The organism is Schaalia naturae (assembly GCF_042665795.1).
Taxonomy (GTDB): Bacteria; Actinomycetota; Actinomycetes; order Actinomycetales; family Actinomycetaceae; genus Pauljensenia; species Pauljensenia naturae.
Window position 1 is genome coordinate 2306809 of sequence record NZ_JBHTEF010000001.1, and the last position, 21408, is coordinate 2328216.

General features: G+C 69.7%; 21 protein-coding genes, 2 tRNA genes and 1 pseudogene. 1 reads left to right on the top strand and 23 read right to left on the bottom strand.

Translation table 11 applies throughout. The annotated features are described in order from the left end of the window. Nucleotides 1-778: 778 nt before the first annotated feature. From ACFQWG_RS10205 to ACFQWG_RS10270, 14 genes and pseudogenes are all read right to left on the bottom strand, one after another. The gene (locus ACFQWG_RS10205; protein WP_380974989.1) at nucleotides 779-1165 is read right to left on the bottom strand and encodes a hypothetical protein; all 387 of its coding nucleotides are present in this window, start codon (nucleotides 1163-1165) and stop codon (nucleotides 779-781) included. A 194-nt stretch (nucleotides 1166-1359) separates the two neighbouring features. Then, nucleotides 1360-2211 (bottom strand): phage major capsid protein, encoded by an 852-nt coding sequence (locus ACFQWG_RS10210; protein ID WP_380974991.1) that lies wholly within the window; start codon nucleotides 2209-2211, stop codon nucleotides 1360-1362. Between the two features lie 178 nt (nucleotides 2212-2389). Next, nucleotides 2390-2914 carry a hypothetical protein gene (locus ACFQWG_RS10215; protein ID WP_380974993.1) on the bottom strand — a complete coding sequence of 175 codons (525 nt, stop codon included), beginning with the start codon at nucleotides 2912-2914 and terminating at the stop codon, nucleotides 2390-2392. Nucleotides 2915-3118: 204 nt separating this feature from the next. Then, on the bottom strand, nucleotides 3119-3289 hold the full coding sequence (locus ACFQWG_RS10220) for a hypothetical protein (protein ID WP_380974995.1): 171 nt from the start codon (nucleotides 3287-3289) through the stop codon (nucleotides 3119-3121). Continuing rightward, nucleotides 3286-3510, bottom strand: coding sequence for a hypothetical protein (locus ACFQWG_RS10225; RefSeq protein ID WP_380976370.1), 225 nt, complete (start codon nucleotides 3508-3510; stop codon nucleotides 3286-3288). The genes ACFQWG_RS10220 and ACFQWG_RS10225 overlap by 4 nt, the downstream gene beginning before the upstream one ends. A 337-nt stretch (nucleotides 3511-3847) precedes the next feature. Then, nucleotides 3848-4408, bottom strand: a pseudogene (locus ACFQWG_RS10230) (DUF3631 domain-containing protein); the annotation flags it as partial. 517 nt (nucleotides 4409-4925) lie between these two features. After that, nucleotides 4926-5081 (bottom strand): hypothetical protein, encoded by a 156-nt coding sequence (locus ACFQWG_RS10235; RefSeq protein ID WP_380974997.1) that lies wholly within the window; start codon nucleotides 5079-5081, stop codon nucleotides 4926-4928. Then, nucleotides 5078-5383 (bottom strand): hypothetical protein, encoded by a 306-nt coding sequence (locus tag ACFQWG_RS10240; RefSeq protein WP_380974999.1) that lies wholly within the window; start codon nucleotides 5381-5383, stop codon nucleotides 5078-5080. The genes ACFQWG_RS10235 and ACFQWG_RS10240 overlap by 4 nt, the downstream gene beginning before the upstream one ends. Beyond that, on the bottom strand, nucleotides 5380-6198 hold the full coding sequence (locus tag ACFQWG_RS10245) for a hypothetical protein (protein ID WP_380975000.1): 819 nt from the start codon (nucleotides 6196-6198) through the stop codon (nucleotides 5380-5382). The genes ACFQWG_RS10240 and ACFQWG_RS10245 overlap by 4 nt, the downstream gene beginning before the upstream one ends. Before the next feature lie 229 nt (nucleotides 6199-6427). Next, complete coding sequence (locus ACFQWG_RS10250) at nucleotides 6428-6661, bottom strand: hypothetical protein (RefSeq protein ID WP_380975002.1); 234 nt, start codon at nucleotides 6659-6661, stop codon at nucleotides 6428-6430. 2 nt (nucleotides 6662-6663) lie between these two features. After that, nucleotides 6664-6873, bottom strand: coding sequence for a helix-turn-helix domain-containing protein (locus tag ACFQWG_RS10255; protein WP_380975004.1), 210 nt, complete (start codon nucleotides 6871-6873; stop codon nucleotides 6664-6666). 340 nt (nucleotides 6874-7213) lie between these two features. Continuing rightward, nucleotides 7214-8401 carry a tyrosine-type recombinase/integrase gene (locus ACFQWG_RS10260; protein WP_380975006.1) on the bottom strand — a complete coding sequence of 396 codons (1188 nt, stop codon included), beginning with the start codon at nucleotides 8399-8401 and terminating at the stop codon, nucleotides 7214-7216. Nucleotides 8402-8574: 173 nt separating this feature from the next. Then, nucleotides 8575-8663: transfer RNA gene (locus ACFQWG_RS10265), tRNA-Ser, on the bottom strand. 108 nt (nucleotides 8664-8771) lie between these two features. Further along, nucleotides 8772-8858: transfer RNA gene (locus tag ACFQWG_RS10270), tRNA-Ser, on the bottom strand. Nucleotides 8859-8919: 61 nt separating this feature from the next. Between ACFQWG_RS10270 and ACFQWG_RS10275 the strand changes: the two genes are divergently transcribed. Next, nucleotides 8920-10032 carry a zinc-binding dehydrogenase gene (locus ACFQWG_RS10275; RefSeq protein ID WP_380975008.1) on the top strand — a complete coding sequence of 371 codons (1113 nt, stop codon included), beginning with the start codon at nucleotides 8920-8922 and terminating at the stop codon, nucleotides 10030-10032. Between the two features lie 3 nt (nucleotides 10033-10035). Here the strand turns inward: ACFQWG_RS10275 and ACFQWG_RS10280 are convergent, their stop codons facing one another. The 9 genes from ACFQWG_RS10280 to ACFQWG_RS10320 form a co-directional block, all read right to left on the bottom strand. Next, a complete protein-coding gene (locus tag ACFQWG_RS10280; protein WP_380975010.1) occupies nucleotides 10036-10929 on the bottom strand; it encodes a metal ABC transporter permease in 894 nt (297 codons plus the stop codon). Next, complete coding sequence (locus ACFQWG_RS10285; RefSeq protein WP_380975012.1) at nucleotides 10926-11759, bottom strand: metal ABC transporter ATP-binding protein; 834 nt, start codon at nucleotides 11757-11759, stop codon at nucleotides 10926-10928. Before ACFQWG_RS10285 ends, ACFQWG_RS10280 begins: the two co-directional genes overlap by 4 nt. After that, nucleotides 11756-12718 (bottom strand): metal ABC transporter substrate-binding protein, encoded by a 963-nt coding sequence (locus tag ACFQWG_RS10290; protein ID WP_380975014.1) that lies wholly within the window; start codon nucleotides 12716-12718, stop codon nucleotides 11756-11758. The genes ACFQWG_RS10285 and ACFQWG_RS10290 overlap by 4 nt, the downstream gene beginning before the upstream one ends. Nucleotides 12719-12845: 127 nt before the next feature. Then, on the bottom strand, nucleotides 12846-13673 hold the full coding sequence (locus ACFQWG_RS10295; RefSeq protein WP_380975016.1) for a lytic transglycosylase domain-containing protein: 828 nt from the start codon (nucleotides 13671-13673) through the stop codon (nucleotides 12846-12848). After that, entirely contained in the window at nucleotides 13666-16779 is a 3114-nt protein-coding gene (locus tag ACFQWG_RS10300; RefSeq protein WP_380975018.1) for a choice-of-anchor M domain-containing protein, read from the bottom strand. Before ACFQWG_RS10300 ends, ACFQWG_RS10295 begins: the two co-directional genes overlap by 8 nt. After that, nucleotides 16776-17714: an anchored repeat-type ABC transporter permease subunit gene (locus ACFQWG_RS10305; protein WP_380975020.1), complete on the bottom strand. Its 939-nt coding sequence runs from the start codon at nucleotides 17712-17714 to the stop codon at nucleotides 16776-16778. The genes ACFQWG_RS10300 and ACFQWG_RS10305 overlap by 4 nt, the downstream gene beginning before the upstream one ends. Then, nucleotides 17711-18559, bottom strand: coding sequence for an anchored repeat-type ABC transporter ATP-binding subunit (locus ACFQWG_RS10310; protein WP_380975022.1), 849 nt, complete (start codon nucleotides 18557-18559; stop codon nucleotides 17711-17713). Before ACFQWG_RS10310 ends, ACFQWG_RS10305 begins: the two co-directional genes overlap by 4 nt. After that, on the bottom strand, nucleotides 18552-19616 hold the full coding sequence (locus ACFQWG_RS10315) for a choice-of-anchor M domain-containing protein (protein ID WP_380975024.1): 1065 nt from the start codon (nucleotides 19614-19616) through the stop codon (nucleotides 18552-18554). Before ACFQWG_RS10315 ends, ACFQWG_RS10310 begins: the two co-directional genes overlap by 8 nt. After that, on the bottom strand, nucleotides 19613-21238 hold the full coding sequence (locus ACFQWG_RS10320) for an anchored repeat ABC transporter, substrate-binding protein (protein WP_380975026.1): 1626 nt from the start codon (nucleotides 21236-21238) through the stop codon (nucleotides 19613-19615). The genes ACFQWG_RS10315 and ACFQWG_RS10320 overlap by 4 nt, the downstream gene beginning before the upstream one ends. Nucleotides 21239-21408: the final 170 nt, after the last annotated feature.

Consider the following 21408-nt stretch of genomic DNA (forward strand, 5'->3'; position numbering starts at 1 on the left):
TTGCCCGTATGCCGCTGCGGGAGGTGACGTTTCGCGTGCGCCACCGAGGGCACATAGGCCGCGCCTGCCACACCGGTAGGTGCCGCTCGTCGTGCCCGGAATGTCGCAGACGGTCGGCGGGGGCGACGGGCGCTCTGGGGACAGTGGGACGCTCCGAGAGAGCCCCGCCCGCAGGGCGGTCCTTGCGGGTGTGGGTGGACTCAACGATGAGCTCACGGACAGCCGACCACGCAACCCAACCACAGCACGGACGATGGGAGGAACCTGGCTCCGGGCATCCAAGGGGTCCGCGTTCAGCGCGTACCCTCCGCCCGACAGAGGGTAACGGCGTCCTGGCACACCTTCTTGCTGGCACCAACACAATGGTCGAGCGTCCCCGCGCGCGAGGGCGGGCAAGGGATACTCGCTGAGCGGGTACCCTTCTTCCCGGCGCCGGGAACCGACACGCGAGGATGTCACCCGCGAACCATGCCGCGCACACATCCCACACACACGTCCCCGCTACGTCTACCGCGTATCTGTTCGAACGTCAGACTCACCGAGCAACCATGCTCACGAACACGCACGTCACAGGACGTTTCACACGGCACGCTTGCTGACAAACTCCGCCCGACACCCATCACACAACTGCACCTGATGACCCCACCTGCCGAACACTCCCGCGACATCCGTCCCGCACATCCAACACAACCTGGCCACACCGCCACGACGAACCAACGGCGCCGCATCCACACGCACCGCCCGCGCCGACCTGGCCGCAGACGCCCGAGCCCTACGCCTACTCGTCACCGCCAACCACCCCCTCATCATCGATCACCCAACCGAGGGCAGCCATCGCCCGGGGAGTCAACCCCAAAGCCTCCGACGCATACCGGGCCTCCTGCGCCTGCCACGCGGACGCACCCCGCGTCAGAATCGCGTCCTCATACGTCACCAGGGCCGCCACCGTGCCGCGCACAGACTCATCCCACTGTGACGCCTGCGGGGACCTCCACAACTCCCGCCACCTGGCCTTCTGCGCCCGGTTCCACAGCTCCTCACACTGAGCTGGCACCGGCGGCACGGGCAACTCACACCCGCCCGGGGGCAGCAGAATCGCCTCGAAACGGGCCGAATCACGGTGCGCGCGGCTGTTCTTCTTCGTCGCGTTCCTCATCTGAGGCACGTTCTCACGCTCCTAACAGTCTCTGACCTGCGAAAACAGGCGGTCGGTTCAGGTTGTTCGGTCGGCGCGCCCCTCTGCCACCCCACCGGCGGTCCCAACGCGGGACCCCGTCAGGGGGCATCCCCCTGGTCAGAGGCGGTTTGGTGGTCGGGCCGCGCGTCGCGTTGCTGCTGGTCAGCGCGGCCCGACGTTGGTCACGCTTCAGGTTCGGTTGTGAACGTGATCCGTGCGATTCGTGCGGGCGCGGGGAACGCGAACGCGACCCTGGCGATGGCCCGCAGGACCGTCTGGTCGGACGTGAACTTCACGGACCTGTCGGCTTCCACGGTCGCGTCGTTTCGGGTGACGACGAACGTGTCGGCTCGGCTGATCGCGTAAGCGGTTCCTGTTGCGAGCGCGGGCGTTGCGAGCACGGGCACTCCGAGTGCTGTGCGCCGCGTCGGCTGGTTCGCGTCGATGCCGAGGAGGATCCGGTTCGAGTCGGCCTGGTCCTTGAGCTTCAGCAGGGTGAGGAGGTCGGCGCGGGACAGGACGAAGCTGGTGACGATGCCTCCGGCCCCTTCCACCTGGGTGATGGCCTCGGCGAACGGGTCGAGACTGGTGAGTTCACCGGAGATCTCCTGCACGCCTTCGAGGGCTCCGAGCCCGTCGGGCGCGTTGGTGGGCGTGGTGGCCGCGAAGAACGCGCCGTCAATGCTGTTGATGAGGCTGCGCTTCAGGGACGCGCCGGCAACTCCGAGCGCCGCAGGGTTGGAGTCGAACACCATTTCGTTGGTGATCGTGTGGATCGCCGCGACCTTGGCGGGCGTGGCGACGACTTCCGCGTAGGTCGGGTCCGCGACGGAGATCTCGGTGCCTTCGGGGGTCCATCCGGCTGCCGGGTCGGTGTCGATGATGGGGAAGTGCACTTCGTGGGAGTCCGTGCGAAGGATGGTCGACGCCTGGTAAGCGATGCCTTCCGCGAAGACGGGTCGCATGACCAGTTGCGCGTAGTCCTCGGGGAGGAACCCGCCGACACCGGTTGTGGTGGTGGATGTGTCTGCCATTGGAGTGTGTTCCGTTCCCCGGCGGCCGAAACGGTTGGGGCCGCCGGATAGATCCAGGAACCGGCTTGTGCTGGTCCCTTCGTCTACCCGGCGGCCCCTGGCCTACCGGGCGGCCCCCCTGGGGCTGCGTGCACCCGGCGGGTCCGCTCCTGGCGCCTCCCGCAGGTACGGTTACAGTCTACCGCTTGCGGCCGTCTCTGATGAGGTCGTTCCAGGTTGGTTCGCGCCGCGATGGGGCGGTGCCTCGGGCGCCTCCGTCTGCGCTGCCTTTGAACCGGCTGGCGCGTGCGAGCCCACTGTCAGTGATGGCCTGGCGGGCGTCGGTGAGGAGCTGGTCCGTGTTGAGCGTGCCGTCCTCTCCGTAGTAGTCGCCGGGGGTCTTGCCGGTGAGCCACAGGGCGGACGGCTTGTCGAGGACGCCTGTGAGGGTGTCTTCGGCGATGGACTTGCGTAGCGCGTCCACCACGGTCTGGAGCTTGTCGCGCTGGGCCTCGGCCGCGCGCAGGGCTTTCCGGTACTTGGCGGCGTCGCGGGCGGCGTGCGTGTCGTCCTCGGCGTCTGGCGGCGTGTCGTCGTGGGTCTGGTCCTCGGGGGGCTCCTGGTCGGCCTGGTCGGCCTGCGGGCCCTCTGGCGTGTCCTCTGGGGCCTCTGGGGCCTGCGTGTCGGCGTCGGTGGTGTCGGGGGTTGTGGTCTGGTCACTCATGGGTGGTTCCTTTCGGTTTGTCGATCCAGTAGGAGCGGTGTGTGGGCCCGCCACAGTGGGCGTGTCGCCTGCCGGGGAGGGCGCCCCGTCCGGGCCCCCATGCGTGCCGGTGGATGCGCGCGCAGAACGGGCATCGCACGGACACGACGCGAACGTTGTCGGATCTGGTGGGCGCGACCATGATGATCGGGGCTGTGTTGCGGTTCATGTGAGGTCCTCTCGGGTCCAGAACGCGACGGGCGTCCCGTCCTCGGCGAGGGTCACTTCAGCGTGGTGCGTGGTGGCCTGCATGGCGGCGGGGATGCCGTCGGCGTCCTCCCAGACGGCAACCTCGGTGACTTCCTGCCGGTCGGTGTCGAACAGGACGGTGTTCATTTCTCCTCCTCACCGGCCAGCAGCTCGAGTCGATCGGCCCACGCCTTGGTCTCGGGGAACACCTTGCGGACCTGTTCGGGCGTGCACGTCTGCCGCCATCCGCCCGGTGACGCGACGGTGTAGTACACGCCGCGCCGCGTGCGCGTCGCGGTCACGTCGATGCTCGTCAGTCGCAACTGGAACGTCGCGCTGCCGAGAACAGTTGTCGTGGTCGTGGTCATGATGCCCTCCTGAGATCCTTGTGCTTCTCGCAATACCCGCTGGCGCGGGATCCCGGTGCCCATAGCGGCTGCGTGCATCCGTCGGCCTGGCACACGGTCGGGAGGTCCTGCTCCCCCCGTGACCTTCTGCTGCCGTAACATCCGTAACACCGTCACATCGCAGGTCAGGGGGTGTTGGCTCCTCGTCCGTTGTGACGGATAGGTCGGGGTTGTGACGGATAGCCGCTGGCGGGTCCTCCGGTCCGTCACACGGTTTCCGCAGGTCAGTGCCATCTTGTGACGTTGTGACGGATGTGACGGCACTATCGGGGGACGGGGGCGCGAGATACCGCTCCCAAGAGTCCGCGAACCACCCGGCCACGTACCCCTTGAACGTCCGAGATCCGTCGCGCACCGTCGAGGGCCTGATGCTGTACTTCGACAGTCGCCACGCGAGGCCACGCGCGTTGAGCGGATTCCCCCGCAGGTCACCCCACGGGGACTCCTCCATCGCGTTGAGGCGCTCCAGCAGGTCCTCCGTGGGCATCTTGTCCACTCCGGCGTCCTCGAACGCCTGGCGCGTGTCGCGTAGGAGGAGCACTCCCAGACTCGGCGCCGTCTGGTGGGACTTGCCGACCATGCGCACGGCGGCATCGCGAGCCCGCTGGGGCCACACCCCGCCCGCGAGGTCCGCCACCGCCAGCAGGGCCTCCCACACGTCCGCGTCGCGGTCCTCCACACCGTCAGGCATGGTCGGCCACCCCCGCCCGGCCAGTGGGGCCACGGACTGAGTCCAGCGCTCCATGCGCTCACGCAGGGCAACCACCGGCTCACTGTCCGCATCCCTGGCGCGCCACGGCATCGGGCGGCGCTCCGACTGCTTCCGCCTGCGCATCCGCACAACCACCGACCGAGTCATCAACGTCTCCGGCAAGTCGTCGAGACCCGCGAGGGCCACGGCCGCATACGCCGGGAGCTCCTCGGTGAAGACCTCCTTGCCACGCACCACGCACCGGCCCGCGACCGCGCCGCGACGGTGCCCGGCGTTCAGCAACCCCCGCAGCTCCTCGTTGTCCTTGGCCCGAGGTCCGAAGATCGTGTCGATCTCATCGAACAGGACGGTCGGGCGCGCATCCTGATCCGCGACCTTCCGGAACAGGTAGGCCGGCGTCGCGTTGACCGCGTGCACCGGGTTGGGGACCAGCGGCGCCGTGACCTCCAGGGCCCGCGACTTACCGGACCCCGGCTCAGGACTCAGGAACGCGATTCTGGGCGTGGAGTCCCACGAGTCCAGCAACCAGGTGTGCCCGATCCACAGAACGTGAGCGACCAGCTCGTCCGGGCCCGGATAGACCACGTAGCGCTTCAGGTGCGTCTCAACGTCAGCGAGGACCTTCCACCCCTGACCCCCTATTGCCGACACATCCGTCACACCGTCACTCACTGTCGCTCACCTCCTCCGCCACGTCGGCGTCGACCAGGGCGCCGTGGAACGTGCCCTGGCACGCGCAGGTGCACCGGGCCCGCGGGGTCGCCGCGCACAAGCACTGAGGGCTGCACCGGTGGGCGTTGATGATGTCCTTGACGTTCATGCGGCCCGCCCCCGCTCGTCCTCGAAAGCCCGGTTGTGCTCGGCGACGGACAGCGGCCTCAGTCCGTGGCGCTGGGCCTCTGCCATGCGGTTCAGGCACGCCTTGTAGCCGACGGCGTATCCGTCGTTGAAACCGGCGGACAGCCCGTCCGAGTAGCCGCTCTCGTAATCACCGAGACGGAGATCTTCACGGATCGAGGACCTGCCGAGGTCGTAGCACTCGTTCATGAGGTGCGTTGCGAGGTTCAGTGCCTCCGGCGTGACCATTGCGGCCAGACGGTCGAACAGGGTCGTCTCGCTCACCTGAGACCACCCCTTGCCAGACTCTCCAGGAGATCCCGTTCCGTGTGCTCCACGGACTTCGTGAACTCCAGCTGGTCGGGGTCGATGTGCTGCGTGATCGCGGCCTCCACGATCCTGCGCAACTCGGTGGGCGGGATAGCGTCCACCTCCACCGAGTCCCCCGTGAAGCCCTTCGACCGGGAGTCCGTCCGCTTCGTCGGGCGGGTCGGCAACCCAAGGTCGAGGATCTGCTCGGGAGTCACGGCCAGCCGCGCACACTCGAACCTGGCGTTCGGCGCGAACTGGTGAAGCTGGTCCTGAAAGCTCCTCCACGCATCCACGCCGGACGGGTCGTGGTCCCCCAGCTGGTAGACGAACGTCTCCTTGCCGCGCATCGTGTTGTCCGTGAGCGTCTCGGCCATGTCGTGGACGAACGTCACCGAGGTGTATCCGCGCGTGACGGACAGCTCCACCTGATAGCGCGATGTCACCGGGTAGACCGTGCCGCTGATCGCGTCCTTCTCCGACAAGACGATGACCTCCACCGGCTGGTCGTTCCACAACCGGCGCCGGTAGAACTCGGCCGTCTCCCGCAGCGCGGCCTCCGCACTGTCGTAGACCACGGGCCCGCGCGTCAGGCGGGTGCCGTCAACGATCCACCGGTAGGGCACGCGACCCTTGGCCCGCAGCGCCACCAGACGGCGACTGATCTTCTGGTACTCCAGCTCGGTCTTCGCCACGGCCCCGCGCGAGACGCACCGGTAGTAGACGCTGCGCACTGAGGTTGGATTCTCCTCGGACAAGACCTCCACGATCGTGTCGTCCAGGGCGGCCAACTGTGCCTTCGTGCTCCGGTGTCTCTTTACGCGGCTAGCCTGATAAAGCGCGCTCACGAGATCACCCCCACCGCGACAATGGCGAGGAGGGCGACGCACACGGCCAGCAGGGCCGCAGCGGACAGTAGGGCGGCCTCGGCGGTATGATGGGAACCGTTCGGGTCGCTCACTTGAACTTCTCCGATTCCCGTCCGGTCGCCAGCCGGGCGGGTTTCGTTTGTCCATATCGTCATGCTGCCTGCCCCCATTCCGGGTGCGCGGCGTAGGCGGATGTCCAGGTGGGATCCTGGCCGCGGCGTAGGTCCCTGTGCCCGGCGGCGTAGAACGCGGCGCGCAGCGCCCGATCCGTGCCGAGGGTGCGCATGTCGCGGGCCATCCTCCGCAGGTCCCCCGGGGACAGTGCCAGCTGGTAGTGGGCGGCGAATGATGCGGCGCGCGCCCGGTACTCGGTCTCCGATGCCAAGGTCACTCACCACCCACAGTGGCGAGGGATGTCACCGGGCGGCCTGCCCGGTCAAGGTCGGTGCGACTGATGCGAATCAGCGTCCCGAACTTCTTCGCCCTGAGTTCCCCTCGGGAGATCATGCGGCGAACTGTTTTCGATGAGACGCCAAAGATGGCGGCGGCCTCGTCAACGCTGAGGAAGTCGCGTGCAATTGTAGTGTTCGTGTTCACGGCCAACTCCGTCCGAATACACGAATGCCGAGCTTCTGAGAATCCACCTCTTGTGGACTCTCAGTGCTCGGCTTCCGTTGCGGACATGGCCGTTAGTTCTTGCCCCTACCTCACTTCGGAACCGAATTGCTCGGCGCCTATCCGGGCACTGGCTTTCGCCCTTCGGTGAGTTGTACTCACCTGGCCCGGTGTGTAGTCCTGGGAACTAGCACCTCGGCATTCTCATGCCGAGCCGGGGACCTCATGGCCACCGGCGTGTCCCCCTGTCGTGCGGGGACACCCCCAGAATAACAACAGTGTCCTCCCGTGTGCACTCCGGGCCCCGCACGGTGTGTCGCGGCTACTCCCCGATCATCTCGTTGAGCCGGTCGGTCAGCGCGCGGTCGCGTTCGGCGGCTGCATGTTGGTAGCGCAGCGCCACGTCGGCCGACTTGTGCCCGCCACGCGACATCAGCTCCGTCAGCGTGGCACCCTGCTGGGCGAACAGGGTCAACCCGGTGTGCCGCAACGCATGGAACCGGAACCCTGGGCGAACGCCTGCCCGTGCCTTCCTCCACGCGGAGTCGAACGCGGTCTGGGACAGCGGCTTGGCCGGATCCTGGCCGGGGATCAGCGGGGCCTTCGCGCCGGGGCCGGTGAAGCGCTCCAGGTGGGCGCGGATGGCTGGCACCAGGGACGCGGGGATCGCGACCGTGCGCACGCTGCCGGCCTTCGGGTCCGTGTACTCCGGCGGCGCCGCCTTCGTGTTCCACTGTCGGCGCACGTGAAGCACGGCGCGTTCCGGCGCGTCCAGGTGCTCCAGGTCGCCGCGCTGCAACCCGAGGACCTCACCGAGCCTCAGGGCGCACCACGCGGCCAGCGGCACCGCGATGGCCATACGGTCGGGCATCCCCTCGGTGAACGCGCGCACGTCGGCCGGGGACGCGATGTCGGTCCCCTCCTCCACCTTGCGCACGCGCACCGACTTCGGGACCCGGACGTGGACCGGGGTCGCCTCCAGTCCGCCCGCGTGCGCTGCCACGGCCGCGTTGAACAGGGCCCGCAGGGTGCGCGCAGCGTTCGCCCATACTCCGTTCGTGGTCGCGTGCCTGTTCCTGGCGGACGGCAGCGCGCGGATGGCCTCCACCAGGGCGTCGATGTCGTCCTCGGTCACCTCGGCCAGCGGCATGTCCCCGATGGCCGGGAGGATGTGCCGGTCCAGCAGGGACCGGTGGGCGCGGACAGTGCCGGGGGACTTGCCGTCGTCCTCAAGGCGCTTCAACCACGTGTCGGACCAGCTGGCCACGGTCAGCGCCGTCTGGGCCCGCAAGCGCTTGGCCTCCTCGGCGTCCCTGCGTCGCTGCGCGGGGGGCACGAACGTTCCGCGCACCTTCTCCGACCGGGCGATGGCCAGTGCGGCCTTCGCGTCGGTGAGCGTCTCGAACATGCCGAGGGAGTGCTGGATCCCGTCCACGTACAGGCGCACCCGGTAGCGGCCGCGCTGCATCGAGATGCCCTGCGGGAGCCGGGCCCCTCCGATCTTCGCCATGAGATCTCCTCTCAGTCTCCGTCGCGCCTACTAGACACACACCCCGAAATGTGGCTAGTCTAGAGTCACTGAGAGGTCATCCGTGACTACTCAAGTCCATATCCGGGACACGCTCGATCGGCTCCATTCTAACGGAAAACCCCGGAACCATGCGGTTCCGGGGTCACCATCCGCGGAGACGGAGGGATTTGAACCCTCGAGGGGCGTGAACCCCTACCTCCTTAGCAGGGAGGCGCACTCGACCTGGCTATGCGACGTCTCCAGTGCGCGTCCAGCGTACCGAATCCCGCCCACTGGCGAAAATCGGACCGCGGGCCGGCATGCTCGGCGGACCGAGCGCGTCTCCCGCGCCCCCGCCCGCCGACAGCCGCGGAGGGCAAGGGATTCGAACCCTTGGTGCCATTGCTGGCACAACGGTTTTCAAGACCGTCACCTTCGGCCGCTCGGTCAGCCCTCCAGACTGTCCGATCCTAGCCGACCCCATTCCGCTCGGGTACCTGAGGCGAGACAATGAGGATATGCGCACCCTGTCAACCCTCAGCGAGACCTGTCCGGAGGATCCCGCGGTGCGGCGCATCGGCCCGCACCTCGCCCTCGTCGACGCCGCCGTGCCCGAACCCGGTCCCGGCCAGGTCCTGATCCGCGTGGTCGCCGCTGGCGTCAACCGCGCGGACGTTGCGCAGTCTCGGGGGCGCTACGTCCCGCCGGCCGGCTCCCCGCTCACCCTGGGGCTCGCCTGCGCGGGCATGATCGCCTCTGTCGGCCCCGGGGTCTCCCGCTGGCACGAGGGCGACGCCGTGTGCGCGCTGGTGGCCGGCGGCGCGTGCGCGGACCTGTGCCTGGCAGACGACGGAGAGGTCATGCCCCTGCCTCTCACGGACCTGGATCCCGCCCAGGACCCGCGCTACCACCCGGGGTTCTCCGCCGCCTCCGACGAGGACGCCCTCCAGACGCGCCTCACCCGCGGCACCGCCGCCTTCGCGGCCGCCGCCATCCTGGTCGAGGCCTCGGCGACGACCTGGCTCAACCTGGTGCGCATCGGGGGGCTCTCTCCCGCCCCCGCGGACAACGAGGGGCGCGTCGTCCTCGTCCACGGCGGGACCGGGAACGTCGGGAGCACGGCCATTCAGATCGCGCGCGCGCTCGGCTGCCGGGTCCTGGCCACCGCCGGCTCCCCTGAACGGGCACTGGTCTGTGTGAAACTCGGGGCCGAGGCCGCCCTGGACCGAGCCGACGACCTGCCGGCCTTCGTCAGGGCGCAGACCGGCCGGCACGGCGCCGACATCATCCTGTCCGTGTCGGGCGCGGGGTCGTTCGCCGATGACGTCAAGTCCCTGGCCAACCACGGGACGTTGGCCGTCATCGGACTGCTGGGCGGCACCCGGTCGGAGATCGACCTGGAGCGGATGCTCAGCCGCAACCTGTCCGTCCACGCCGAGACGCTGCGCTCACAGCCTGAGCAGGTGAAGGCCGCCGTGTGCGACGCCCTGGAGACCCACGTCTGGCCGCTGGTCCGGCGCGGGCTGGTCCGCCCGGTGCTGGCGGGCGTCTGGCCGCTGGAGGAGGCCGCCCGGGCCCACGAGGCCGTGCTGCACGGCGAACATGTCGGAGCGCACGCCCTGCTGCCGTGACGGTCAGGCCGCCACGGCCCTCGCGCGGGCACCGCCCCGCCTGCGCCGGCGGACGGCCTCGGTGATCACCCCGCGCGGCCCCGCCAGGTACGTGATCCCGAACAGGACGCCCAGGGAGACGCCGATCATCCCGCCCGATGAGGCGTCGAGCGCGTAGCTCGACAGGATGCCGGTCAGCACGGCGACGACGGCGACCAATGGCGAGATCCACAGCATCCGCCAGATGCTCCCGGTCAGCAGCCGCGCGGTCGCGCCCGGGGTGATCAGCATCGCCACCACGAGGATCAACCCGACTGCCTGGAAGGACACGACGACCGTGATCGCCAACGACACCAGCAGCGACGCGCTGAGGAACCGCGGGGACAGCCCGATGGCCCGTGCCTGCATCGGGTCGAAGGCGAACAGAGTGAGGTCGCGCCGCTTGACCAGGATGAAGACGAGGACGATCGCGCCGAGTGCCATGACCTGGACCATGTCGGATCTGATGACGCCCAGGAGGTTCCCGAAGAGGATGTGATTGAGGTCCGTCTGGCTCGGCGTCACCGAGACGAGGACGGTCCCCAGCGCGAAGAGCGTCGTGAAGACGATGCCGATCGCGGCGTCCGGTTTGACCTCGCCGGAGCGGCGGATCGATCCGATCATCGCGACGGCGATCAGGGCGAAGGCGAGCGCCCCCACGGCGAAGGGGAGGCCCAGCATGTAGGCGATGACGACGCCGGGCAGGACCGAGTGGGAGATCGCGTCGCCCATCAGGGACCACCCGATCAGCACCAGCCAGCAGCTGATGACCCCGCACACCAGCGCGGTGACCAGGCCGACGACGAGCGCCCGCTGCATGAAGGTGTAACCCCAGGGCTCCACCAGGACGGACTCCAGAACCGCGAGGAGGTCGTTCATCGGACGACCTCCTCGGCGCGGGCCGTATCGATCCCGAAGGCCAGCGCCAGGTTCTCCGGGCGCAGCACGGTCTGGACGTCGGCGTGGAGCAGCACGGTGCGGTTGAGGAGGATCGCCTCGGAGCAGATCCGGGGCAGGGTGTTGAGGTCGTGCTCGGCGATCAGCATCGTGACGCCCTGGTCGGACAGGTCGTGGAGGACCGCGATGATCGTCGCCTCCGAGTCGCGGTCCACCCCCGCAAAAGGCTCGTCGAGCAGGAGGACGCGCGCCTCCTGGGCCAGGGCGCGGGCGACGAAGACCCGCTTGCGCTGGCCGCCCGACAGGGCGCCGATCTGGCGATGGGCGAGGTCGGCCAGCCCGACGCGGTCGAGGGCGGCGGCCACGGCCTCGCGGTCGGCCGGGCGCGGCGTGCGCAGAAGATTCTGGTAGCCGTAGCGTCCCGTCATCACGACGTCGGCGACGCTGAGAGGGAAGGCCGCGTCGACCTCGTCGCGCTGGGGGACGTAGCCGACGAGTGCGCGCGAGCGGGCCCGCTCGGCGGGCACGCCGAGGAAGCGGATCTCGCCGCGACTCGGGGCGACCACGCCCATCAGCGCTTTGAACAGGGTGGACTTGCCGGCCCCGTTCATCCCGACGAGGCCGCACAGGTCGCCGGGCTCCACGCGCAGCGTCACGTCCTCGAGGGCGACGACCTCCCGGTAGGAGACGGCGAGGTCGCGGGCCTCGATCCCCGGCGGCTCCGGGGGCGGGCAGACCGGCGCGGCCCCGGCCGCCGCCGTGTCCGGTGAGGGGGGCGCTGCGGCCCTGAGCGTGCGGACGAGCGGTGTCACTGCGCGCCCTGCCCGGTCAGGCCGGAGGCGATCGCGTCGGCGTCGTGCTGGAGCAGGTCGAGGTAGCTCGGCACGGGGCCGTCGGCCTCGGACAGCGAGTCGACGTAGAGCAGATGGTCGGCGTCGGTGCGGAAGGCCGCTCCGGTCTCGTCGGCGACCTGCTGCATGGCCTTCGTGTTGACGGTCGACTCGCAGAAGACGGCGGGGACGCGATCGGCTGCGACCTTGTCGACGACGGAGGCGATCTGCTGAGGGGTGCCCTCGGTCTCGGAGTTGACGGGCCACAGGTAGACCTCATTGAGACCGACGTCGCGGGTGAGGTAGGAGAAGGCGCCCTCGCAGCTGACCAGGGTGCGCTCGTTGTCGGGGAGGGCCTCCAAGCGCGCCTCGAGGGAGTCGGCGACGGACTGGATCTTCTGCTTGTACGCGGTGGCGTTGGCCTGGTAGTCGGCGGCATGGTCCGGGTCGATCGAGGTGAAGGCCCTCGCGATGTTGTCGACGTAGATCTGCCCGTTGGCCGGGGACATCCAGGCGTGGGGGTTCGGCTTGCCGGAGTAGTCGCCCTCGGAGATGTCGATCGGGGCGATGCCCTCGCTGAGGTCGACGCGCGGCGCGTCGGAGTCGGCGACGAACTTCTCGAACCAGCGTTCCAGGCCGAGGCCGTTGTTGAGGATGAGGTCGGCGCCCTCGACCTTCGTGATGTCCGAGGGCGTCGGCTCGTAGTCGTGGATCTCGGCGCCGGGCTTCGTGATCGACTCGACGCGCAGGTGGTCGCCCGCGACGTTGGCGGCCATGTCCTGCAGGACGGTGAAGGTCGTGAGCACGAGGGGCGCGTCCTGGGAGCCCGCCGAGGCGTTTCCGCTCTGCGATCCTCCAGGTCCCGCAGAGCAGGCGCTCAAGCCGAGGGAGCCCGCGGCGGCGAGTGCGAGAAGGGCCCGGAGCCCTCTGGGGATGGTCATGGTCCTCTCCTGTCGATCTCTCGTGCCCACTGATTTATTGGTGATCAAACTTTAAGTTTCGGATATCCGAACTTAAGGCGAGACTAACATGATCTCGTCCTCTCCGCACCTGCCAGAAGGCCGGCCCTCACGGGATCCTGACCGAGGCGAAGGCCTCGGCCGCGTCGGCCACCTCGTTGTTGTAGCGCGTCCCCGCGTTGTAGCGGGAGACCGCCGCCGCCCAGTCGGACTCCTCGGACAGATCGGCCTCTGAGGAGCACAGGTAGGCGGCCGCGCTGACCGCCGCGTCGTCGATGCTGTCGATGTCCGCCACCCCGTCGCCGTTGCCATCGCGGCCGAACAGGTCCCACGTCGCGGGCAGGAACTGCAGGGGGCCCACCGCCCGGTCCCAGGTCCGGTCGCCGTCCAGGCGCCCGTCGTCGGTGTCGGGCACCGCCGCGACGCCCGCGCCGTCGAGCGCGACGCCCACGAGCCGGGGCCGCACGTCCCCATCCGGCTTCAGATCGCCCCCGCCGTGGCCGGACTCGACCTGGCCGATCGCCGCCAGGGTGTTCCACCCGAGATGGCAGTCGGGGGTCCGCTCCTGCTGGACGAGGGCGGCTCCCGCGTAGGCCGCCAAGGCGCGGGCCGGGATGCCGGTGGCTCCCGCCATCGCGTCGACCCAGTCCTCATCTGCGGCATCCGCCGCGCCCTGGCGTCGCCCGTCCGCCGAGGACCGCGGAGCGGCCGAGGGAAGGACTGCCGAGCGGGGAGCGGCGCCCGAGGGCCCACCGGAGGCCGCCGTCGCTCCGCCGGCATCCCCCCGCCCCGTCACCGCGCGGATCCCCCCGACGAGGACGACCGCGCCGGCCAGCACGAGGGCGACCGCCGCGAGGAACGCCGGCGATACGGCGCGCCGGGGCCGGCCACCGATCGTGTGAGGCGACCGGCGACGGCCCCGGGCGTGCTCAGGCATTCGCCAGAGCGGCCAATTGCATGTTCCGCCGGCGGATGAGGACGGTCGCTCCCAGAGCGATGCCGCCCGCGAGCGCGACGGACCCGGCGCCGATCCCCGCATAGGCCCACGGTGAGCCCGCTCCGTCCCCGAGGGGACCGAACGCCCCGGCTCCGGACTGGGCCCCCGACTGCCCGTCCCCGCTCTGGGCCCCCTTCGCCTTGGCCTTCGCCTGGGCCGCGGCCTTGGCGGAGGCCTCCTCCTCGGCCTTCTCGGCCGCCTCCGCCTTGGCGACATCATCGGCGGAGGCCGTCGCCGCCGTGGACGTGTCATCGCCGACGTCGCAGAAGACGTCCCCGATCGACACATCGCCCACTTGGAAGACGTAGGGCACCGTGGCCGTCTTGATGGTCACCCCCGTCTGCGGATTGCGCGCCTCCGCGTAGGCCTTCAGGACGTAGACGCCCTTCTGGGTGAAGGTCCACTGAGCGTGCGTGTGCGCGGGGGTCTCCTCCCGGATCGTGTTCGGGAACTGGTAGCCGCCGTCTGTGAACAGCGACTTCAGATGGCCCATGCTGTCCTCCGAGTAGAGGAAGACGGATCCGGGGCCGGAGACCGAGGTGATATGGATCGACACGTCGGTGAACGGCCCCGTTTTCACCCCGTTCGTGTCCCACCCCGGCCAGATCAGGTTGTTGTCCTGGGTCAGCGGAAGCACGTAGGCCTGCCCGCCTCCGCCCGGGTACCCGGAGGGCACAGACTGGACGGCCGACTCCTTGACCTGCAGGAGGACCGTCTTCGGATCGCGCAGCACGTGGGATCCGGTGGCGTCCTCCTTGATCTGCATGACGATGCCGCCATCGGAGTAGGTGACGTTCCAGATGTCCATGTGGCCGTGGTCGAGGGTCACGCCGGGCTGGCACACGCGGCCGGCGGAACCGCCGCCACCGGTCCCGCCGCCTCCCTGGCCGCCGGAGCCGCCCCCGTTCTGGTTGCCGGAGCCACCGCCGCCGTTGCCGCCGCCACCTCCAGGATTGTCGGTGCCGCCGCCGGGCGCGTCCGGCGGGACGTCGGGCACCGTCCCCGAGTCCCCGACGACGGCGAACTCGCTCCACCCCAACAGCGTGCCCTCCGCATCGGTGAGGGCGAGCTTGTGCCACTTGCTGCTCGCCAGCCCGTCGGGAAGGGTCACCGAGAACGCCCGGTCCGCGACCTCGACGGAGCCCAATTGGCGGGTGATACCGGTCGTGTCGCGCAGCCATGCGACATAGCCGCTGCCGTCGGGCGCGTCGACGTCCGCGTCCAGGGTGCCGATCACCGAGGATCCCGCCTTGATGTCCGTCCCCGCCTTCGCGGCGGCGACCGTCATCCCGTCGCGCGAGAGGTCCGGCATCGTCCGATCGGCCGGATCCGATGTCGAGGACGCGAATTCGTTCGAGTAGGTCGGCCGATAGACGGCCACGAACACGCTGTCCCCGTCGGGATCCTCCAGCGGGTCCGAGGTCGCGCCGCCATTCTTCAGCGGGAGGCTGGCCACCGCGGTCATGCCCTCGAGCGTGGCGGGATCCGCCGTGTCCCTGCTCCCGCGGTAGACCGTGACCGTGCCGGTGGTCGTGTAGGACAGGCCGTTGCTGTTGGGGACCTCGGATGTCACCAGGGCCTGGAGCGTGACGTGCCCGCCGTCGGCGTCCGGGGTGGCGGCGAGATACGTCTGGGTCGCCTGCCTGAGGCCCTTCGCGTCCCCGGCGTAGAAGACGTAGGTCGACTGCGTCGTCTGGGCCTTCCCGTTGATCGACGCCGTCATCTGGAAGGTGAGCTCGTAGCGCCCCGCCTCGCTGAACACCCAGTTGGCGTGCGCGTGGGTGTTGGCGGGGATGTCGTGGTACGAGTGGTCCCCGTCCGTGCTGGAGAACCACCTGGTCGGCGCGCCCCCGAAGTTCCCGTTGAGGAACACCTCGACCGAGCCGGGCCCCTTGACGTCGGCCAGCGTGTAGCGCACCTGGCCGCCATCGCCCAGCGCCTGGATGAGGGCCGGATCTTGGGTGGAGAACCCGGGCCAGATGATCTCCTTGTCGTCCCACGTCTGGGGCGCCCAGTAGACCTGCTGCCCCGGCGCGCCCAGCCACGAGGGCGTGCCCGCCGGCAGCGTGGTCAGCGAGGCCGGCTCGATGTTGAACACGATCTGGTCGGGGTCGAGCCGTTTGCCCTCGACGCCGTCGACATCCGCCTTGGTGGCTGCGACGAGCGCGCCGTCGTCGACGTAGGCCGAGATGGCGTCCGTGTGCACCTTGGAGAGCACCCGCCGCTCCGAGGCCGAGAAGGGCGTGACGGCGCCCAGACCGGACAGGGACGAGGCCGTGCCGCGGCTCTCCTGGCCCGCCGGCCCGGAGGCTGTCTCGGATGCGGGATCCTCCGCCGCGCCCGCGCCGGTCTGCTCGCCCGACTGTCCCGCGTCCTCAGCTCTCCCACTCGCGCCGACCCGGAGGGTCAGGTCGTTCGCGGCGCCACCGCCCGACTCGGCGGCGGCGTCCGGCCCGTCGGCGTCGCCCGCCGCTGCGACTTGGAGGACATAGGTGCCGGCCTCCGCGAAGGTCCACACGCTCACCTCGGGGGGGTCTCCCCCCGGGACGCTCCACGTGGCCCGTCCCTCGGCCTCGTCGAGGCCCGGTTCGACATCCTCACCGGTGGCGGTGGACACGGTGGGAAGGCCGTCCTCCCCTTGGTCGCCTGCGAGATCCTCGACCGCCCCGGCCAGCGGGACGAGGACGGAGTCCTCCGAGGACCCGGGTGCGCCCACCCCCTCGGCAGAGGCCTTCATCTGAAGGCGCAGTTCGGTGGTGTCGGAGGTGAGGACGACCTCGTCGAGGCCTTTCTCGGTTCCGTCCTCCAGGACCACCCGGGAGGCCTGCGGATCCGCCAGATCGGCCACGACCACCGCCTGGGCGGCGGGGACCTCCGTGTTCACGGAGCGATCCGAGGAGGGGTCCTGGGCTCCGGCCGCGACCGTGGGCAGGACCAGGCCGTTGACGAGGACGGCCGCGGCGCCCGCGCCGAGCAGCGCGCAGCGGCGCCAACGGGAGAGCGGGCCGTGGCGGGACGCTAGGCGTTCTGAGGATCGTCTGCTCATGAGACTGTGCCGGGGACCCGTGCCAGACCGGTCCCCTCTCCTTCCAAGGACTTCGGGGACGGGGCGGCGTCGGACGGCGAGCGCCGGGCGCGCAGGCGGCGGGCGACCATTCCGTGGCGCGGGGCGAGAACCCATGCCAGGAGGAACAGGATCGTCGCGACCAGCACGATGGTGCCGCCCACCGGCAAATTGAGCGCCCACGAGACATAGAGCCCGGAGAGCGCGGAGAAGGCCCCGATGAGGGGCGCCATCGCCATCATGGGACCGAGTCGGTCCGTGAGGAGCCGAGCGGTGGCCGCCGGCGTGACCAGCAGAGCGAGGACCAGGATGTTGCCGATGGTCTGCACGGAGATCACGACCGCGATGGTGACCAGCACGTAGAGCACGACGTCGAGCAGGAAGACGGGCAGCCCCGCGGCCCGGGCCATCTCCCGGTCCAGGCTGACCGCGACGAATTGGCGATGGAACGCCAGCGCGCCGAGGAGCACCGCGGCGCCGGTCACGGCGGCGACCACGAGGTCAGAGTCCGGGATGCCGGTGATCGAGCCGAACAGGAAGCCTTGCAGCGATCCCGCGTAGGCCGGGGAGAAGGACATGATGACGATGCCCAAGGCGAAGGCCGCCACCATGAGGACGCCGATGATGGAGTCCTCCTTGAGGCGCCGGTTCTGGGAGAAGACCGCCACTAGGACCGAGACCGCGACGCCCGCCACGACGCCGCCGAGGACGAGCGATCCCTGCAGGACGAAGGCGACCGCCAACCCGGGGAACACCGCGTGGGTCACGGCGTCGCCGATGAAGGCCATGCCGCGCAGGACGACGTAGCAGCCGATGACGCCGCACACCGCCGAGGACATCACGGAGATCAACAGCGCCTTGAGCAGGAACTGCAGATCCGGGTTGAGCACGTCGCGGATGAAGTCGAGGGGGCTCATCGGATCGCCCCCACCGCCATGAGGAGGGGGTTGGAGTCGGTCACGTCGAAGGTCTCCTTCCACAGGCGCCCCTCGGTCACGTCCGAGGGGGGGCCGTCGGCGATGATCCGGCGGTTGATGAGGATCAGGCGCGCGCACTGGTGCACGGCGGCGACGATGTCGTGCGTCGTCATGACGATCGCCGTCCCCTGGGCGGACAACGTCGTGAACAGGTCGGTGAGCAGTTCCTGGGTCGGCATGTCGAGGCCCGTGAAGGGCTCGTCGAGCAGGAGGACCCGGGGGCGCAGGGCCAGCGCCCGAGCGACGAGCACCCGTTGCCGCTGGCCCCCGGAGAGCTCGCCGACGGGACGCCGGCGCAGGTCGGACATGCCGACCAGTGACAGCGCGTCGGCCACCGCCGTGTAGTCCTCCACGCGAGCGCGCCGCAGCCATCCGATCCGGGACACGCGCCCCGTCAGCACGGCGTCCTCGACGGAGATGGGGAAGTCCCACATGAACTCGTGGCGCTGGGGCACGTATCCGATGCTCCCGCTGCCCCTGCGGGCACGGCGCCCGTCGACGAGGATCGATCCGCTCTCGGCGGGCACCAGGGAGAGGATGGCGCGCATCAGCGTCGTCTTCCCCGCGCCATTGGGTCCGATGATGCCGATGAACTCGCCGGGGCGGACCTGGAAGCGGATGCCGGTGAGGACCCGCCTGCCGCCCAACGCGACGGCGAGGTCGTGGACCTCGATCAGGGCCGTGCCCCTCTCCTCCGGGCTGTCCTCGGGGATGCCGGGAGCCGGGTCGACCGCGAGGCCGTCCCCGGTGGGGAGGACCGCCGGCCAGATAGCTGCCTCACTCATCGGAGGCCCCTCCGCCCGAGGTCCCGGCCCTGTGCCTCTGCTCGGCCTGCTCGTCCGCGGCACGGCGGGCCTCCCAGACACGCTGACGCGCCCGGCGCCCCGACACCACGAAGGCGATCGCCGCGATGAGGAGCGCGGCCGCGACGATGCCGGCGCCCGCGAGGACGACAGGCATGGCCGACGACGACCCGGAGTCGCCCGCCGCCGCACCCGAGGGCGGGGCGCCCTGATCGGAGGCGGGGGCGCCGCTCGAGGGTTCCGACTGCGCGCCCGATGCCGCGTCCGTCTGCGGCTCGCCTTCCCACTGGGCGGCGAACGCGGCGTCCGTGTCCGCATCGGAGCCCACGGCGATCCTCAGCGTGTCCTCCGTGGAGATCTCGTCCCCGGCGAGCGTCGTCGCCGAGATCCGGAACCGCATCAGGTACAGTCCTTTCTCGGTGAACGCCCAGTTCGCGTGCGTGTGGGTGTTGACCTCGATCCACGAGTCCTGCGGGAAGGCGTTCTGCGAGCTCCAGATGACCTCGGGAGCGCCGAAGTTGCCGGACTGCAGGTACACCGTCGCGTCGCCCGGACCCTCGATGCCGAGCAGCGAGAAGGTCACGCCGCCGCTGACCGTCTGCATGAGCTGGGGCTCCTGGGTGTTCCACCCCAGCCACGCCACACCGGTCTGCTGGGTCTGCGGGATCATCCAGATCGACGATCCGGGCTCCGCCCCGATGAAGGAGTAGGTGTCGTCGTCGGGCATCGTCATCATGCCCTCGTCATTCACCTCGACCACCACGTCGCTCAGACGCCGCCACACCGAGGTCTCCCCAGTGTCGTCGTGCGCCTCCAGGATGAACTCGCCCGTGCCCAGGGTCGGGCCGATGTCGATGTGCCCCTCGTCGAGGACCGTCTGGCCCTCGCCTTGGGCCTGGTTCGGGTCGATGGTCTGGGCGAGGTCGTCGTCGGCCCGCGCCGCCGGCGTGACGAGGGCGGCCGCGAGCAGGCACGCCGCCAGGCCCGCGATCGCCGTGGGACGGCTCACCCGGTGGTGGACGGACGTCAGTGCGCTCATTGATCAGTGTCCTTATTGGTTGTCAAACAGTCATGGATGGAGTGGGCGTTGAACCGCATCATGTCGATGTACGTCCGGACGTCGCGGTCGAAGGAGTCTCCGTAGATCGTGCAGACCCGGACCCCTTGCTCGCGGGCGATCTCCACCAGGGTCGAGGAGCGGGCACGCAGCTCGGGCTCGAGGAACACGGCGCGCACGTCGAGGTTGCGGATCGTCTCCGTGAGCCGTTTGCGCTCCGCGAGGCTCGGCTCGGTGGCGGGGTTCGGCGTGACGAACCCGGCGATGTCGAGGTCGTAGGCCTTGCCCAGGTATGCGAAGGCGTCATGCGTCGTCACCAGGTGGCGTCTCTCGGCCGGGATCTGGGCGATGGTCTCGCGCACCTCGGTGTCGAGCGCATCGAGTTGCGCGAGATAGTTCGCGGCGTTCTCCGTGTACTCGGCGGCGCCGGCGGGGTCGGCCTCGATGAACTGGTCGCGCATGATCTTGACGTAGGCCTCCGCGTTCGCGACGTTCTGCCACAGGTGCGGGTCGATCTCGCCGTGCACGTGTTTGCCGAGGACCGCCTGGGGGAGCTGGTAGACCTTCGACCCGCTCTCGCCGAGGAACCGGTACTGGAGGCCGGACGGCAGCTCATGGAGGGCCTTCGTGGGCACCTCGATGACCGTGGACTCCGTCGGCGTGTGGTCCTGCTCGGCCTCGCCGTCGTGCGTGTGGTCCGCCAGGACCGAGAACCCGCCGGCGTCCACGTCCACCGAGATGTCGGCATGCCCCTCGCCGAGGATCGTGTCCCCCTCCTCCGCCACGGTCGACGGATCGACGCCGACGGCGAAGGTGACGACGGCGGATCCGAGGTCGACCGTCTGCTCCTCTTGGGAGGGCTTGGCGCGGGCCTGCAGGTGCAGGCGGTAGACGCCCGGTTCCGTGAAAGCCCAGCTCAGATGCGTGTGCGCCGCGGTCGGCAGGGAGACCGTGTCGTCGCGGTACCCGCTGGCGGCGTCGAATCCGTCCCCGGAGTCGAAGTAGACGTCAGTCTGCCCCAGGCTCTCGGTCAGGTAGGCCACGAGCCTGCCCGGCCCTTCCATCCCGGTCGCCGAGAGGAGGACCTCCGAGGAGCGGTCCATCCCGATGCCCTGGCCGCTGCCCTCGACGCGCAGGCCGAGCCAGATCGTGTCCAGGGAGACGTCCTCGACCAAGGGGATGACATCGGCGGCGTACTTCACCGAGGCCTCCGCCAGCGAGATGTTGGGCACGCCCTCGCGGACGTTCGCGTCGAGGGTCTTGACGATGTCCTGCTCCTCGAGCATGAGGTAGTTCGAGAAGGCGACGTCCGCGTAGACGATGTCGCGGACGTTGTGGGGCGTCGGCTCATAGCTGTGGGGATCGGCCCCGTCGGGGACGATCGACGCCACGTCCACCCGGTCTCCGCCCACATTGCGGGCCAGGTCGGCCAGGATTCCGGTGGTGGTGACGACCTGGAGCCTGTCCGAGTCCGGCGACAGGGCGACGGTGCCCGCCCCACCGGTAGTGGTGCCCGCACATCCGGCCAGGAGGGTCACGAGGGCGACGCCCGCCAGGACCGCCGGCCGGCGCCTGCGGACTCGTCGTTGCGATGGGAAGAGCACAGTGTCCGTGATGCCTCTCAGATCTGGTGTCCGATGATGATGTGGCCGATGGCGGTCGGCCCGGCGATGATCCCCCGAGGGGAAGGGCCCCGGACAGTCCCTGGGAGCGTCCGGGCGGCCCGTGGCGGCGTCGAGACTGGGGGATGCCCGGTCACGACGCCGCTCTCCGG